The 14,754-nt window shown below is 65.9% G+C and carries 13 protein-coding genes; 5 read left to right on the plus strand and 8 right to left on the minus strand.

Annotation, left to right across the window (positions count from 1 at the left end; translation table 11 throughout):
* Positions 1 to 110 precede the first annotated feature (110 nt).
* The 4 genes from VCS63_RS27550 to hmpA form a co-directional block, all read right to left on the minus strand.
* On the minus strand, positions 111 to 1,013 hold the full coding sequence (locus VCS63_RS27550) for a DMT family transporter (RefSeq protein ID WP_323881618.1): 903 nt from the start codon (positions 1,011 to 1,013) through the stop codon (positions 111 to 113).
* A 151-nt stretch (positions 1,014 to 1,164) separates the two neighbouring features.
* The gene (locus VCS63_RS27555) at positions 1,165 to 2,415 is read right to left on the minus strand and encodes a D-amino acid dehydrogenase (RefSeq protein ID WP_323881620.1); all 1,251 of its coding nucleotides are present in this window, start codon (positions 2,413 to 2,415) and stop codon (positions 1,165 to 1,167) included.
* Between the two features lie 105 nt (positions 2,416 to 2,520).
* Complete coding sequence (locus tag VCS63_RS27560) at positions 2,521 to 2,958, minus strand: Rrf2 family transcriptional regulator (RefSeq protein WP_042793019.1); 438 nt, start codon at positions 2,956 to 2,958, stop codon at positions 2,521 to 2,523.
* Positions 2,959 to 3,016: 58 nt separating this feature from the next.
* A complete protein-coding gene (hmpA, locus tag VCS63_RS27565) occupies positions 3,017 to 4,234 on the minus strand; it encodes an NO-inducible flavohemoprotein (protein ID WP_175202299.1) in 1,218 nt (405 codons plus the stop codon).
* Positions 4,235 to 4,383: 149 nt separating this feature from the next.
* Here hmpA and VCS63_RS27570 point away from each other — a divergent pair, with 149 nt between their 5' ends.
* Positions 4,384 to 4,845: a GatB/YqeY domain-containing protein gene (locus VCS63_RS27570; protein ID WP_042793017.1), complete on the plus strand. Its 462-nt coding sequence runs from the start codon at positions 4,384 to 4,386 to the stop codon at positions 4,843 to 4,845.
* Positions 4,846 to 4,860: 15 nt separating this feature from the next.
* Here VCS63_RS27570 and dinB read toward each other — a convergent pair whose 3' ends face one another.
* Positions 4,861 to 5,940: a DNA polymerase IV gene (dinB, locus tag VCS63_RS27575; RefSeq protein ID WP_063640434.1), complete on the minus strand. Its 1,080-nt coding sequence runs from the start codon at positions 5,938 to 5,940 to the stop codon at positions 4,861 to 4,863.
* 128 nt (positions 5,941 to 6,068) lie between these two features.
* Between dinB and VCS63_RS27580 the strand changes: the two genes are divergently transcribed.
* Positions 6,069 to 6,491 carry a PaaI family thioesterase gene (locus tag VCS63_RS27580; protein WP_323881622.1) on the plus strand — a complete coding sequence of 141 codons (423 nt, stop codon included), beginning with the start codon at positions 6,069 to 6,071 and terminating at the stop codon, positions 6,489 to 6,491.
* Positions 6,492 to 6,525: 34 nt separating this feature from the next.
* Here VCS63_RS27580 and VCS63_RS27585 read toward each other — a convergent pair whose 3' ends face one another.
* Both VCS63_RS27585 and VCS63_RS27590 read right to left on the minus strand, forming a co-directional pair.
* Positions 6,526 to 6,978, minus strand: a complete 453-nt coding sequence (locus tag VCS63_RS27585; RefSeq protein WP_063640435.1) for a BPTD_2524 family lipoprotein — start codon at positions 6,976 to 6,978, stop codon at positions 6,526 to 6,528.
* Positions 6,979 to 7,045: 67 nt separating this feature from the next.
* Entirely contained in the window at positions 7,046 to 7,861 is an 816-nt protein-coding gene (locus VCS63_RS27590) for an IclR family transcriptional regulator (protein WP_042793015.1), read from the minus strand.
* 151 nt (positions 7,862 to 8,012) lie between these two features.
* On the opposite strand from VCS63_RS27590, the gene VCS63_RS27595 reads away from it, so the two are divergent.
* From VCS63_RS27595 to VCS63_RS27605, 3 genes are all read left to right on the plus strand, one after another.
* On the plus strand, positions 8,013 to 10,085 hold the full coding sequence (locus VCS63_RS27595) for a metallophosphoesterase (protein ID WP_323881624.1): 2,073 nt from the start codon (positions 8,013 to 8,015) through the stop codon (positions 10,083 to 10,085).
* Between the two features lie 27 nt (positions 10,086 to 10,112).
* Positions 10,113 to 11,081 carry a Bug family tripartite tricarboxylate transporter substrate binding protein gene (locus VCS63_RS27600; protein ID WP_063640437.1) on the plus strand — a complete coding sequence of 323 codons (969 nt, stop codon included), beginning with the start codon at positions 10,113 to 10,115 and terminating at the stop codon, positions 11,079 to 11,081.
* Positions 11,082 to 11,205: 124 nt separating this feature from the next.
* Positions 11,206 to 13,122, plus strand: a complete 1,917-nt coding sequence (locus VCS63_RS27605) for an alpha/beta hydrolase family protein (RefSeq protein WP_323881626.1) — start codon at positions 11,206 to 11,208, stop codon at positions 13,120 to 13,122.
* Here VCS63_RS27605 and VCS63_RS27610 read toward each other — a convergent pair.
* Entirely contained in the window at positions 13,112 to 14,323 is a 1,212-nt protein-coding gene (locus VCS63_RS27610) for a GGDEF domain-containing protein (RefSeq protein ID WP_063640439.1), read from the minus strand. The two genes, VCS63_RS27605 and VCS63_RS27610, sit on opposite strands and share 11 nt — an antisense overlap.
* Positions 14,324 to 14,754: the final 431 nt, after the last annotated feature.

Consider the following 14,754-nt stretch of genomic DNA (forward strand, 5'->3'; position numbering starts at 1 on the left):
TCCCGTCAAAGAGAGCCACTGTGCCGGCACAGGCTCGCACCTGTCTTGAACGCCAGTGAACTGCCCCCGGCCCGGCACCCGTGCAACGCGCCTTTCGGCCGGGATGCGTCCTAATCCAGCGCCAGCGCGCGGGCGCGGCCAAAGAGCGGGCGCTGCACCGTCTGCGCCAGCAACACGCCGGCCAGCGTCACCGCGCCGCCCAGCAGGTGATACAGGTGCAGTTGCTCGCGCAGCATGATGAAGGCGGCCAGCGCGGTAAACAGCGGCAGCAGATTGATGAAAATGCTGCAGCGGTTCGGCCCCAGCCGGTGCACACCTTCGATCCACAGGAAAGACAACAGCACCGACGAGAAAATGCCTGCGTAGAGAATCAGCGGCACCGTGTTCATGTCCAGCGCCGCCTGCGCCGCCGGCACGCGCAGGTACAACGGCAGCATGTAGAGCAATGCGAAGATGGATTGCACCAGGGTGGATTGCCAAGCCGGCAGCGGCACTTTCCAATGACGCAGCAGCACGCCGTACAGCGCATAGGACAAGGCGGCCAGCAGCATCAGGCCATCGCCGACATGGATGCCCTGCTGGAACACGCTCAGCATGTCTCCCTGGCCCACCAGGTACAGCAAGCCCAGGAACGACAGCACCCCGCCGGCTGCCATGCCCAACGTCAGGGGATCGCGCAGGATCACCACGCTCAGCAGCATGCTCAGCAAGGGAATCAAGGCGGTCAGGATGGCCATGTTGGTGGCGGTGGTGGTTTCGGCCGCGCGGTAGGACAGCGCCTGGAACACGGCCGACGACAAGGCGCCGTACAGCGCCAGCTTGGGCCAATGGCGCAGAATGGTCTTGCGGTTGCGCCACGCGGGACCGGCCGTGAACAAGCCCATCAGGAACACCGCCAGCACCAGCCGGTAGAAAGTGATGGCGGTGGGCGAGATGGCGCTGGCGGCCATCTTGGACACGATGACGTTGCCCGCCCAGAACAGAATGGCGAACAACGGAAACAGATAGGACATGGTGGTTGCGCTCGGAGAATGAGGGGATAGGCTCCGGCCGCGTTCGTCGCCCTGAAGCGGCGCGCGCGGCGGAGTATCAACATCCTATTGAGCGCGATCTGGCCCGTCTGCCGATGGAAAGGCAGCGACTATCGCAAAATGGACATCCCCATTACGGGCGGAACGGCCCCGGATCCAGCGGCAGCTCCAACCCGCCCATCTGCGCCGTCAACAGCGCGGCACTGCCGCAGGCCAGGGTGAAGCCCAGCGCGCCCTGCCCGATGTTGAGCCAGAGGTTGTCGGCCGCGTGGCTGCGCCCGATCAACGGTTTGCTGGTGGGCGTGGCCGGACGCAGGCCCGCCCACGGCACGGCCTGACGCAAGTCCAACGCGGGGAAAGCCTCGTGAACCTGCCGCTTGAGCAGCCCGATGCGCGCGGAATCGATGCCGGCGTCGGCGCTGCCGATATCGACCATGGCCGCGATGCGCAGCACCCCGCCCACCCGGGCGTAGACGATGCGCCGCTCATAATCGGTCACGCTGATGCGCGGCGCCACCGCGTCGTCGTCCTCGGCCAGCGGCACGCTCAGGCTGTAGCCCTTCAGGGGATACAGCGGCACGTCGTGGCCAAGCGGCTTGAGCAGCGCGCGCGTGCCAATGCCGGTCGCCAGCACGATGGCGTCGGCGCCGATGTCCCCGTCGCGCGTGTTCACCGCCACGATGCGGCGGCCTTCAAGCTGCAGGCCCGACACAGGGTTGGACATGGCGCATTGCACGTTGGCCATGCCCTGCAGGCGGTCGAACAGGGACTCGGTGAACTGGCGGCAATCGCCCGCTTCTTCGCTGGGGGTATAGATGGCGCCTGCCAGGCTGCCCCCCATGCCGGCAAGCGCCGGTTCCAGGGCCAGCGTCTGCGCGGCGTCCAGCACCTGCTGCTCGGCGCCATGGGCGGCCTGGTAAGCCACCAGTTCGCGCGCCTTGTCCAGCAAGGCCGTGCTGCGGTAGGCAATGAGCTTGCCGTTCTTCAGATGGCCGAAATCCAGATTTTCCTGCTCCAGCAGGGAATGCATGACGTCCCGGCTGAGATAGGACAGGCTGGACAGCTCGGCGGTGGAGGCCTTAGCCACCGAGGCCCGGCATGCCAGCGCGAACTGCAGGCACCAGCGCCATTGGTGGGGATCCAGCCTGGGCCGGAAACGCAGCGGGGAATCTTCGCGCAGCAACCAGCCCGGCACGCTGGGCAGCACGCCGGGACCGGCCAGCGGCGCCACATAGCTATAACTGAGCTGACCGCCATTGGCGTAGCTGGACACTTCCGCCGGACGCGCCTGGCTGTCCACCAGCACCACGTCATGGCCCTGGCGCGCCAGGAAATAGGCCGACGTGACGCCCACGACGCCCGCGCCGATTACGCAAACCCGCATACTTATATCCAGAAAGACAGGGAATTCACGCTATTCTGGGACGCGTCCCCCCCTGCGGCAAATGCCAAACTCCGCAGGGTCCATAACAAAACATCATGCCCCGTCTCAGGCGGCGCGATGCAGCCTGATGATGGCCGCGGCCGTGGGATCGCGCACCAGGTCGGCCAGGGTATGGCCATTGAGCGCTTCATAGAACGCCTGCAGGGTCTGCGCCAGCACGCCGGACAGCCGGCAGGAGCCGTCCAGCGCACAGGGAGGCTCGCGGCAGTCGATCAGCGGCCCCTGCTGTTCCAGTTGCCGGATCAGGTCGCCCAGCCGATAGCTGTCGGCGGATTGCGACAGGCGTAGCCCTCCGCCCTTGCCGCGCGAGGTGCTGACCCAACCCTGCTGCGCCATGAAGTGCACCACTTTCACCAGATGATTGCGCGACACGCTGAAGCGGTCGGCGATCTCCGGAATGGTGACTGCGGCGGGCCGGTCCCGGCATTGCGTCAGGTACATCAGGACGCGCAGGCCAAAGTCGGTAAATCGGGTCAGTTGCATGGCAGGGACGGAAGGTGGGGCTGGCGGCCCGAGAGTTCAGGCCGCCAGGATACACCGCTCAGGCGGGCGCGCCGCCGCTGCCAAAGGCTTCGGCGTGGATGCGGTCGGCGGGCACGCCCAGGCCGGTCAAGGCCTCGCGCTGCGCGCGCATGAAGCCGGCCGGACCACACAGGTAGTAGTCCGCGCCAGGCACGATGACTTCATCGCGAATGGCATGCAGATCCACCCGGCCGGCGTAGTCGTAGTCGCGGCCCGGCTGGTCGCCATGGCCGACCTCCTCGTAGAACACCGCCTTGCGCACATTGGCGCGTCCGGCGGCGATGCTGTTGACGTGGTCGCGCATGGCATGGACCGAGTTGTTGCGGCAGCCGTGCACGAAGCGGATCTGCCGGTCGTCGTTCAGGCCCACCAGGTGGTTCAGGATGGAAACCATGGGCGTCAGGCCCACGCCGCCGCTCAGCAGCACAACCGGCGCATTACCTTCCTCGCGCAGGTGGAAGTCTCCCTGGGGCGGCGCCACGTCCAGCACCCCGCCCTCTTCCAGGCGGTCATGCAGGGCGTTGGACACGCGGCCGGCCGGCGTATCGGCGCCGGCGGCTTCGCGCTTGACGGAGATGCGCAGGCGATCCTGGCCCGGCGCGTCGGACAGGCTGTACTGGCGCGGCTGCATCAGGCCCAGTTCGGGCACGAATACACGCACCGAAACGTATTGGCCCGGACGGTAGGCCGGCACCTCGCCACCATCGGCGGGCGCCAGGTAGAACGACGTGATCTCGGCGCTTTCGCGCTGCTTGCCCACCACCCGGAACGCGCGCCAGCCGGTCCAGCCGCCCGGTTTGGCAGCCGACTCCGCGTACAGGCGCGCCTCTTCGGCGATCAGCAGGTCGGCCAACTGGCCGTAGGCGGCAGCCCAGGCAGCAATCAGCTCTTCCGTGGCCGCCTCGCCCAGCACTTCGCCGATGGAGGCCAGCAGATGCTTGCCCACGATCTGGTAGTGCTCGGGGCGGATGCCCAGGCTGACGTGCTTGTGCACGATGCGCGTCACCACCGGCATCAGCACCGAGGGATCGTCGATGTGCTCGGCATAGGCCGCGACCGCCCCGGCCAGCGCCTGCTGCTGCTCGCCGCCGGCCTGGTGGCCCTGGTTGAACACATGTTTGAGCTCCGGGTTGTGCTTGAACATGCGGGCATAGAAATGCCGGGTCAGCGCAACGCCGTGCGTCTTGAGAACGGGAGCCGTGCCTTTGACCAGGGCGCGGATTTGGGGACTCAACATCTACTGCTCCTTGTGGCGCGATCGGAATCGCCATTAAACATGCATTTATAATACATCTTTAAATCCGCGCTTCAAAACACGATGGCGCCGGTCAGCCCTGCCGCGGTTTAAACTGCTTCTTTGCCGCAACACCACAAAGGTTTTCACCCATGAGCACTGCTACGCTCAAGACCCGTCTCGCCGATTCCGTCAAGGAGGCCATGCGCGCCAAGGCCGCCGAGCGCCTGGCCACGCTGCGCTTCCTGCTGGCGGCCGTCAAGCAGAAGGAAGTCGACGAACGCCGCGAACTGACCGACGCCGAGATCACCGCCATCATCGAAAAACAGGTCAAGCAGCGCCGCGAGTCCATTGCCGCGTTCGAACAGGCCGGCCGCACCGAAACCGCCGAGCAGGAAAAGGCAGAACTGGTTGTGCTGCAGGAGTTCCTGCCGCAGGCCGCAACGCCCGAGGAAGTCTCGGCCGCGATCGACGCCGCGCTGGCGGAAGTCGCTGCGCAAGGCGTTACCGGCGCGCCCGCCATGGGCAAGGTCATGGCTCTGCTCAAGCAGGCCCTGGCCGGCCGCGCCGACATGACCGCGCTGTCCCAGCAAGTGAAGGCTCGCCTGGCCTGATCCCGGCCGGCCCGCTCAGAACGCCCCGCCGAACAGATCGGGCTGGCGCGATAGTTCCTGCGGGTCGGCGAAATTGCTCATCCCGACCCCCGCCAGCCGATACAGCGTCTGTGCCGGCAGATCCACGCGCTCGCACAGCAGCCGGGCAACGGCGGCCAGTTCCTCCGCCGATCCTGGCGGATTCTGGCTGGTCTGGCTGCGGGTCAGGATGCGGAAACGGTCGGTCTTCAGCTTGAGGACCACGGTGCGGCCCAACGCACCCTTCTTCAACGCCTGATCCCACACGCGTTGCGCCATGCGGTCGAGGGCCTCGCCCACGGCTTCCAGCCGGACGTCCTGCGAGAACGTCGTTTCCGAAGACACCTGCTGCAAAGGCTGGTCGGTCTGCACCTCGCGCTCGTCGATGCCGCGCGCCAATTCGTACAGCCGCCGGCCGTAGCGGCCGAAATAGTGCTCCAGTTCCTGGGCGCTGTGCGTGGCCAGATCGCCCACGGTATGGATGCCCATCTGCTCCAGGCGCGCCTGTGTCACCTTGCCCACGCCGGGCACCTTGCGCACGGGCAAAGGCTCCAGGAAAGCCAGGACCTTGGCCGGGCGGACGACGAACAGGCCGTCCGGCTTGTTCCAGTCGGAGGCGATCTTGGCCAGGAATTTGTTGGGCGCAACGCCGGCAGACGCCGTCAGCCCGGTTTCTTCACGGATCTGGTGACGGATGACCTGGGCCACTTCGGTGGCCGAGGGCAGCCCCAGCTTGTTGACCGTGACGTCGAGGTAGGCCTCGTCCAGCGACAGCGGTTCGATCATGTCGGTGTGGCGGGCGAATATCTGCCGGACCTGGCGCGAGACCTCGCGGTAGCGGTTGAAATCGGGCGGCACGTAGATCGCATGTGGACACAGGCGCTCCGCCCTGGCCGCGGACATAGCGGAATGGATACCGAACCGCCGCGCCTCGTAAGACGCGGCGCACACCACGGAACGCGGCCCCGTCCAGGCCACGACCACGGGCTTGCCGCGCAGCTCGGGATTGTCGCGCTGTTCAACGGACGCGTAGAACGCGTCCATGTCCACGTGCACGATCTTTCTTGGTTCAGTCATGAAAGCTGTTGCCCCCAACGCCGTGCACGCTACGCGAGCTTGCTGCCATTCATGTTAGGAACCCCCGAGCCAAAACATAATATTATGACCGCCGACAACCGACTTCCCATTCCCGTCCGCAACGGTCCATGACTGCATCCTCAACACCCCAAACCGACTACTTCGGCCTGACCATACCCTTCATGCATTTCATCGGCCTGGTGCCCGAAAGCATCGCGCCGGCTTATGCCCGCACCTCGTTGCCCTGGCGCGAGGACCTGACCAACAGCCGCGGCGACGTGCATGGCGGGACGTTGATGAGCGTGCTGGACTTCACGCTGAGCGCCGCCGCCCGCGGTTCCGCCGACGGCACCGAAGGCATGGCCACCATAGACATGAACACGTCGTTCCTGTCGCCCGGCACGGGCAACCTCGTGATCGAGGCGCGCTGCCTGCGGCGCGGCGCCTCCATCGCTTTCTGCGAAGGCGACGTCCGACGCGCCGACGGCGAACTGGTGGCGCGCGCCACCGCCACGTTCAAGATCATTCGCCGCCGCCCGGGCGGCGACTGAGCGCCAGCGACGGCAGGCCGCCGGCGCCCGCGCATCAATTGGGCAGGTCGCGCGACGGTTTGACCGGCGGGCGCGGATCCAGCGGCATATAGCTGCTGCACGACACCAGGCCGTAATAGACGGCATCCTGCATCGCGCGCATCGCGGCCGCATCCCAGGTGCCCTTGCCCCACACCGCGATACGCACGTCGGTGGTCTTGGGGCCGGCCGCCTTCAATTCGACCCGCGTCATCTCGTTGTCGCTATACGGCGCCAGCACCTGCACCACGCCGGACTGCGCGCCTTCGTTCAGGGTGTCCACCACGCGGTAGGCATTGTCCGTGCTGCGCAAGCAGGCATTGGCCTGCCGGATCGCCGTGTCGTAGGCGTCCTTGAAGCTCACCGGCGCCTTGAATTCGCTGTGCGGCGACGTGCCGGACGAAATGCCCATCGAGCAGCCTGCCAGGCCCAGGGCCAGCGCCGAAGCCGCGACCAGTTTCCAGTACATGTGTATCTCCAGATCAGTGCCCGCGATTATCCCGCATATCCGCGGCGCGCGATAAGCGCCCCCTCGCTCACATGATCCCGATGCGGTACTCGAGGTTCTTGACCAGGGTCCGCAGGCGCGGCCCCAGGGTCTCGTATACGTGCTTTTCGTCCAGGTTGTCCGCCGGGATCGTCACATTGAAGGCCAGCGGCAGGTCATTGGAGCGATAGCGCATCGGCGTGGCGATGCCGCACAGCTCGGCGCGCCAGTCCTTGCTGACCACGCAGAAACCGTGCTCGTCGATGGCGTCGAACGCCGGTTGCAGGGACGCCCCGAAACGTTCCCAGTCCTCGGGAAACTCCTCGGCCAGCCGGCCGCAGATGAGCGTGCGCTCATCGGCCGTCTGCGCATACAGCAACGCGCGCCCGGTAGCCGTGCGCAGCAAGGGGCGGGCCGAACCGATATCCGGACGCGACGCGTTCGATGCCCCGTCGTGCACCGTTTCCACGTAAACCACCTGCAGGCGGTCGCGGATCGCCATGGATACCGGCCCCTTGGCGTAACGCGCGAGTTCGATCATGTCGTGCGCCGCCAGCTGCCGTAGCGTCAGATGCACCAGCAAGGGATAGCCCAGCGTCAGCACCGCCGGCCCCAGCGAATACTTGCCGGTGCGTTCGTCGCGCCGCAGATAGCCCAGCCCCACCAGGGTGAATGTCAGCCTGGACACCGTCGGGCGCGTCAGGCCGAGCATTTCGGCGATCTCCTTGTTTCCCAGCTGCGGCTCGGCCGCGGAAAAACACTTGAGCACGTCCAGTCCGTTGGACAGCGTGGACGCGAATCGCGGGTGCGCTTCGAGGGAGGCGCGGGATTCGAGTTCGTAGTTGAGCGGAGTTTTCGAGTGCATGGGTGGGCTAAGGCCTGGAGCAAGGCTCCGTTTCAGTGTCGACTGGCCCCTGGGTTCCGGAGCATTGACAGTATATCGTCTGCCGAAATACAAACATTCCGTTCACTATAAACATTTGAATTCCATTTATTGAAATTGAAAGGACGGATTGATGACGAATTCCCGCTTTTCCCGCGAGCCGCTCGGCGCCCGCCTGTTCAGCTTCGCCGTCGTGGCCGACACGCACGTCAACGAATCCGAAGACACCTGCGCCTCCCCCTTCGCCACCAATGCCCGCGCCAACGCGCGCGCGCGCCATGTGTTCGCCGACATCGCCAGCCTGGCCCCGGCGCCCGCGTTCACCATCCATCTGGGCGACATCGTCCATCCAGTGCCGAGCATGCCCTCGTTCGAGGAGGCCGCCAGCCGCTTCAAGGCCATCGCCGGACAGATCGATATGCCGCTGCATCTGGTGCCCGGCAACCACGACGTCGGCGACAAGCGCATCGACTGGATGCCCGCCGACATCGTCTGCGACGACTATCTGGACAAATACCGCCAGGTTTTCGGGCCGGACTATTACGCGGTGGACCATGGCAGCGTGCGCTTCCTGTTCCTGAATGCCTTGCTGTTCAACTCCGGGCTGCCAGCCGATGAAGCGCAGCGCGCGTGGATCGACGAGCAACTGGCCAGCGCCGCTGGCCGCGTATTCGTGTCGCTGCACTACCCCCCTTACCTGCACGACGCGCAGGAACGCGGTTCGTACGACAACATCGATGAGCCCGGCCGCGGCTGGTTGCTGTCGCGCCTGGCGGATCCCCGCGTAGAGGCCGTTTTTGCCGGCCACGTCCATAACTTCTGGTACGACGTCATCGGCAGCGCGGAGATCTACATGCTCCCGTCCACCGCCTTCCTGCGGCACGACTTCTCCGAGTTCTACCGCGTGCCGCCGGCGGACGAATTCGGACGCGGCGACGTCGAGAAATTCGGCTACTTCATCGTCGATGTCCATGAACAGGGCCATGTGGCCAAGCTCATCCGCACGCATGGCGCCATGCGCGGCGAAGCCGAGCCGGGCCGGGCTGTGGCGCGCGCCCTGCCCACCGTGCATACCAAGACCGCCGCCTGCGATGGCATCGCGGTCGAGATGCGCCATCCCTGGGCCGAGATCATCGAGATCCCCTGCACCGGCGGGGTGCAGGAATTCGGCCGCAAGCTGGCGCGCAATGACTACCCCCTGATGTCCATGTGGGAAATGGGATTGCGCACCCTCAAGATTCCGGTACAGGACTTGCGCGACGACAAGACGTTGCGCCGCGCCCGCCTCATGTCCGACGTCGGCCACCGCTTCGTGCTGACCTCGCTCGGCCTGCCGGACGCCCGGCTGCTGCAACAGGCGCGCGAGCACGGCATCGCGATCTCGGCCATCGAAGTCAATCTGAACGCCCAGGCGCTTGACGAGGCAGGCGCGGCCTTGCAGCGCCTGCGCGAGCACACTTCCGCGCGCCTCATCTATTGCAAGATCCGGACGGGCGCGGACGACGCTCACTTCGACGGCAAGCACTACAGCCATTTCGTCAACACCGGACTGCGAGCTTCCGAGCTGGAGGCCGCGCAAGCCACCTTGCTGCCGCATTTCACGCAGAAGAACCTGGACGGGTTCACCGTGCGCCTGGACTGGGGTTCCGACCTCGTCGCCACGCACCTGCAACTGGCCAGGCAGGCCCGGGACTGGGGCGCCAGCGTGAACGTGGGCGTCAAGCTGGCCGACCGCCTGGCGGCAGCCAATACCGACGACATCGCCATTGCCGCGCTGGTTGCCGAAGCCTTCCTCGCGGCCCGGACCTCGGACGCGGTGAGCTATTCCTTCGACACCTTCATGGACGTGGACCGCGGCTACTTTCCGCGCAATGGCCTCATCGACCGGCGCTACGATCCGCGGCCGGCCGGGCTGGCGCTTGCGGCGCTGAACGCGGTTTTCGCGGACCAGGCCGCGGACACCGGATCGGTCGAACGGATCGATGGCGAAACTGGCGCGCGCCTGTGCCGCTATCAATCCGGTGGGCAGGTATATGAGCTCGCCTACGGATCCGGCCCTGCGCTGAACCGCCACGTCCAGGGCGGCGCGTTCAAACGCGTCATCGACCTGACGGCCCAACGCGTTCTGCAAGAGCGGGACGATTGGACGGACTACGCGCGCCGGCACCTGCCGGACCAGGCGCTGCTGCTCATCCAGCGCAACTGACCCATACCCCAGCACAGGAGCCATCCCATGTTTCGATACGCAGTCAAACTCGCGGGCATGCTGGCCGCGGCCTGCATTCCGCTGTCCGCCCAGGCGGCGCAGGCTTTTCCCGACAAACCGGTGCGCCTGATCGTCGCCTACACGCCGGGCGGCGCCACGGACGTGATCGCCCGCATCCTCGCGGCGCAGCTGACCGCAAGCTGGGGGCAGCAGGTCATCGTCGAGAACCGTTCCGGCGCCAGCGGCATGATAGGCGCGGAGCAGGTCGCGCGCGCCAAGCCCGACGGCTACACCCTGCTGCTGGCCTATACGCCTGAGGTGTCCATCAACAAGCTCGTCTACAAGCAGATGCGCTATGACCCCTTGAAAGACCTGCAGCCCATCGCGCTCGTCGCCGATGCGCCGCTGGTGCTGGTCAGCGGCCCCAAGCTGCCCGCCACCACCTATGCCGATCTGAAGCGTCAGGGCGCGCAGGCCCCGCTGGTCTACGGCTCGCCGGGCACGGGCGGCCAACAGCACTTGGCGGGCGAACTGCTGCGGGTGCGTTCCGGCATGAACCTGACGCACGTGCCGTACCGCGGTACGGCCTTGGCCGTCGCCGATCTGGTGGGCGGCCAGATCGACATTTTCTTCGCCACGGCGCCGGCCATCATCGGCCAGATCGGCGCCGGCAAGCTACACCCGCTGTTCATAGCCGGACCGCGGCGCCAGGATGTGCTGCCCGCGACGCCGACGGCCAAGGAGGTCGGGCTGGACGACTTCGACATCTCCAACTGGTTCGGCCTGTTCGGCCCTGCCGGCATGCCTGCCGCCCTGGTGGACCGCATTTCCAAGGACACGGCCCAGGCGCTGCAATCCACCGACGTCAAGGAAAAGCTGCAAGGCCAGGGCCTGGCCATTTCCTATAAGCCGCCACAGGAATTCAAAGCCTACATCGGCGCCGAAATGGCCAAGTACGGCGCCATCATCAAGGCGACCGGACTGGAGCCGCAATAGGTTCTGCACGCATGCAGCGCGGGCCGCGGGCGGTTCGACACCGCCCGCGGCCCTATGGCATTATCGACGGACCACCTGGCGGCGGGCGCTGCGCGCTCGCCGCGGCAACCTCGGAGGTCCTCCCTTGTTTTCATTCCTCAAGCGCACCGTCCTGGCCGCCAGCATCATCGGCGTATCGCTGGGCGCCAGCGCCGCGCAAACGCCGCGCGCCTATCCCCTCAAGGATTTCTTCCGCAACCCCGAACGGGGCTTCTTCCGCCTGGCCGACGACGGCCGGACGCTGGGCTTCATGCAGCCCACCAGCGTGGACGGCAACCCCGCGCGCATGAACATCTATGTGCAGCCCTTGCAGGGCAGCACGCCGGTGGGAGAGCCCCGGCAGCTGACCAGCGAAACCGCGCGCGACATCAGCAACTTCTTCTGGAAAGGCGCCGACGTGGTGCTCTACCAGAAGGATTTCGGCGGCGACGAAAACTTCCACGTGCTGGCCGTCAACGCCAAGACCGGCAAGATCACCGACCTGACCCCTTATGACGGCGTGCGCGCCGGCATCGAAGACGACCTGGAAGACGATCCCGACCACGTCCTCATCAGCCATAACCAGCGCAACCCCGAGGTCTTCGACGTCTATCGGGTCAATGTGCACACGGGCGCCGCCGTGCTGGTGGCGCAGAACCCGGGCAACATTGTCGGCTGGCAGACCGACCATGCCGGCAAGGTGCGCGCCGCCGTCACCAGCGACGGCCTGAACACCACCCTGCTCTACCGCGACAACGAGTCATCCGAATTCCGTCCGCTCATCACCACCGATTACCGCACCAACGTGAGCCCGGCGTTCTTCACCTTCGACGACAAGAAGTTCTACGCCCTCTCCAACCGCGGTCGCGACAAGCTTTCGCTGGTGGTCATCGACCCCGCCAAGCCCGAAGCCGAAGAAGAAATCTTCACGCCCGAGACGGTCGACCTGGACTCGGCGGGTTACTCGCGCAAGCGCCGCGTGCTGACGGTGGCCGCCTACCAGACCGACAAACCGCAATACAAATTCTTCGACAACCAGACCGAAACGCTCTTCAAGAAGCTGTCGGCCAAGCTGACCGGCTACGACTTCGCCATCCAGGGCTCCAACCGCGACGAAGACAAGTTCATCGTCGCCGCCTACAACGACCGCACGGCCGGCTCGCGCTACATCTACGACGCCGCCGCCGACACGCTGACCAAGCTGGCCGACATCAACCCCGCCATCCCGGAAGCGGACATGTCGCGCGTGCAGCCCATCAGCTACCAGGCCCGTGACGGCCTGACCATCCACGGCTACCTGACCTTGCCCGCCGGCCGCGAAGCCAGGAACCTGCCTTGCATCGTGAACCCGCATGGCGGTCCCTGGGCGCGCGACGGCTGGGGCTACAACCCCGAAGTGCAGTTCCTGGCCAACCGCGGCTTCTGCGTGCTGCAGATGAACTTCCGCGGATCCACCGGCTATGGCCGCGCTTTCTGGGAAGCCAGCTTCGGCCAATGGGGCCTGAAGATGCAGGACGACATCACCGACGGCGTGCAGTGGCTGATCGGCCAGGGCATCGCCGACCCGAAGCGCATCGGCATCTATGGCGCCAGCTACGGCGGCTACGCCACGCTGGCGGGCGTGGCGTTCACCCCCAACCTCTACGCCGCCGCGGTCGATTACGTGGGCGTGTCCAACCTGTTCACGTTCATGAAGTCCATTCCGCCGTACTGGAAACCCATGCTGGACAAGATGTACGACATGGTGGGCGATCCCGAACGCGACCGCGAGCGCCTGGCCGCCACCTCGCCGGCGCTGCACGCGGACAAGATCACGACGCCGCTATTCGTGGCCCAGGGCGCCAAGGATCCGCGCGTGAACAAGGACGAAAGCGACCAGATGGTCAAGGCGTTGCGCGCGCGCGGCGTGGAGGTCGAATACATGGTCAAGGACAACGAGGGCCATGGTTTTCACAACGACGAGAACAAGTTCGAGTTCTACGAAGCCATGGAGAAATTCCTGACCGAACACCTCAAGCCCTGACCTGCTCCTCCAGCACGGCCGGACCGCGTTCCTGCGGCCGGCCCGCCGCGCGGCCGATCCAGGCCATCTCCACGCGGTCGCGACCCTGTTCCTTGGCGCGGTACAGCGCATCGTCGGCACGGGCCAGGATGCCCTCCACGCTGTCTCCCGGCTGATACGAAGCCAGGCCGCCACTGGTGGTCATCCGCAGCTCGCGCCCTTGCGCATGGAAGGGCGTATCGCGCAAGGCGTCGCACACACGCTGGGCCTGCACCAGCGCCCGCGCCGGGTCGCAGTCATACATCAACAGCACGAATTCCTCGCCCCCCAGCCTGCCGAAGCGGTCGCTGGCCCGCACCGCCCGCTGGACCACCTGGGCGAAATGGCGCAAGGCCGCATCGCCGACCGCATGGCCGTAACGGTCGTTGACGGACTTGAAATGGTCGATGTCCAGCACCAGCACGGCCAGCCTGCCGTTCGCGCGCTTGCAGCGTTGCAGTTCACGCGCCAGTTCATCCAGGATGCTGCGGCGCGAATAGGCGCGCGTCAGGCCGTCGAAGGTCAGCGCTGCCTGCATCTGCTCGGACAGGCTGGTCTGGATCAGCAACAGCAGCGCGAGGAACAGTCCGGGCACCGTCACGGTTCCACAAACGATGAAAAACAGGCCCCACGGGGTCGGGTCAAGCATCGAGGAAGGCGCCTGGCCGCCTACGGTATAGACCAATACACGCAAGGCGTGCAGCGCGGCGAGGCTGAAGCTGGCCAGCATCAGGTACAGCATCACGCCGCGCGTCTGGATCCGCTTGCGCTCGCGGAAGAACACCAGGCCCGTCGCCACCATGGCCCCGAATGTATAGGCGGACAAGAGCAGCATGCGTCCGCGCAAGTCATCGACCAGATACTGCATGAGCGCGAACGCCACGATGCAGAGCGCGCCCAGCACGGCCGTACGCCGCGCCAGCGGTCGCAGCCCGAAGAACTTCCGCACCCCGGTATACACCAGGCCGATCGCGCACACCCAGGCGGTGTTCGATACCATCACGTAGACGCCGGGCGGCAGGAAGTGCGAGGACGCGTAGGCCAGCAGCGACAGCACCGCCAACGCATTGCCCATGATGAATTCCCGGATGCCGCCGACGTCGCGGGCACGAAACGGCGCCAGCAAGGGCAACGCCAGAGCCGTGGCCAGGCCCCACATCAGAAAGAAAAGAGAAGTCGTCATGGTGTTTGCCGGCTTGCGCCCCGCGGACGCCCGCCGTCGCTGTTCATTGCTGTTGCACTGGGTTCACGCGCCTGGACCGGTTACATCCCAGCATCCCTGACGCTTTTTGTTACCCGCGCGGCGACAGACAGGCACAACCTGGCGCCCGTCCGTCGCCGCACGCCGTTTCGCCCTGAACCTCTACTGCCCGCGCCAAGACGATTGCGCGGCAAGCGACGAAGAATACGCCAAGGCGGGCCTTGCGCCACAGCCCTTTGCACTAATTGACAGTTGACTGACAGTTAACACACTTATAATTTGGCCCATTGACGGTGCCGCAAAGAGCGCCGCAATCGCGCCCTACGGGCGTGGCGCGTACTAGCCATGCACTCCCATCGCGCGAGTGCGAAGGTCCCCGCAGCGGGCGCCGCGCAGTCCTAACCAAAAAGTGT

It is taken from the genome of Achromobacter sp. D10 (assembly GCF_035282245.1).
Classification (GTDB): domain Bacteria; phylum Pseudomonadota; class Gammaproteobacteria; order Burkholderiales; family Burkholderiaceae_B; genus Achromobacter; species Achromobacter insolitus.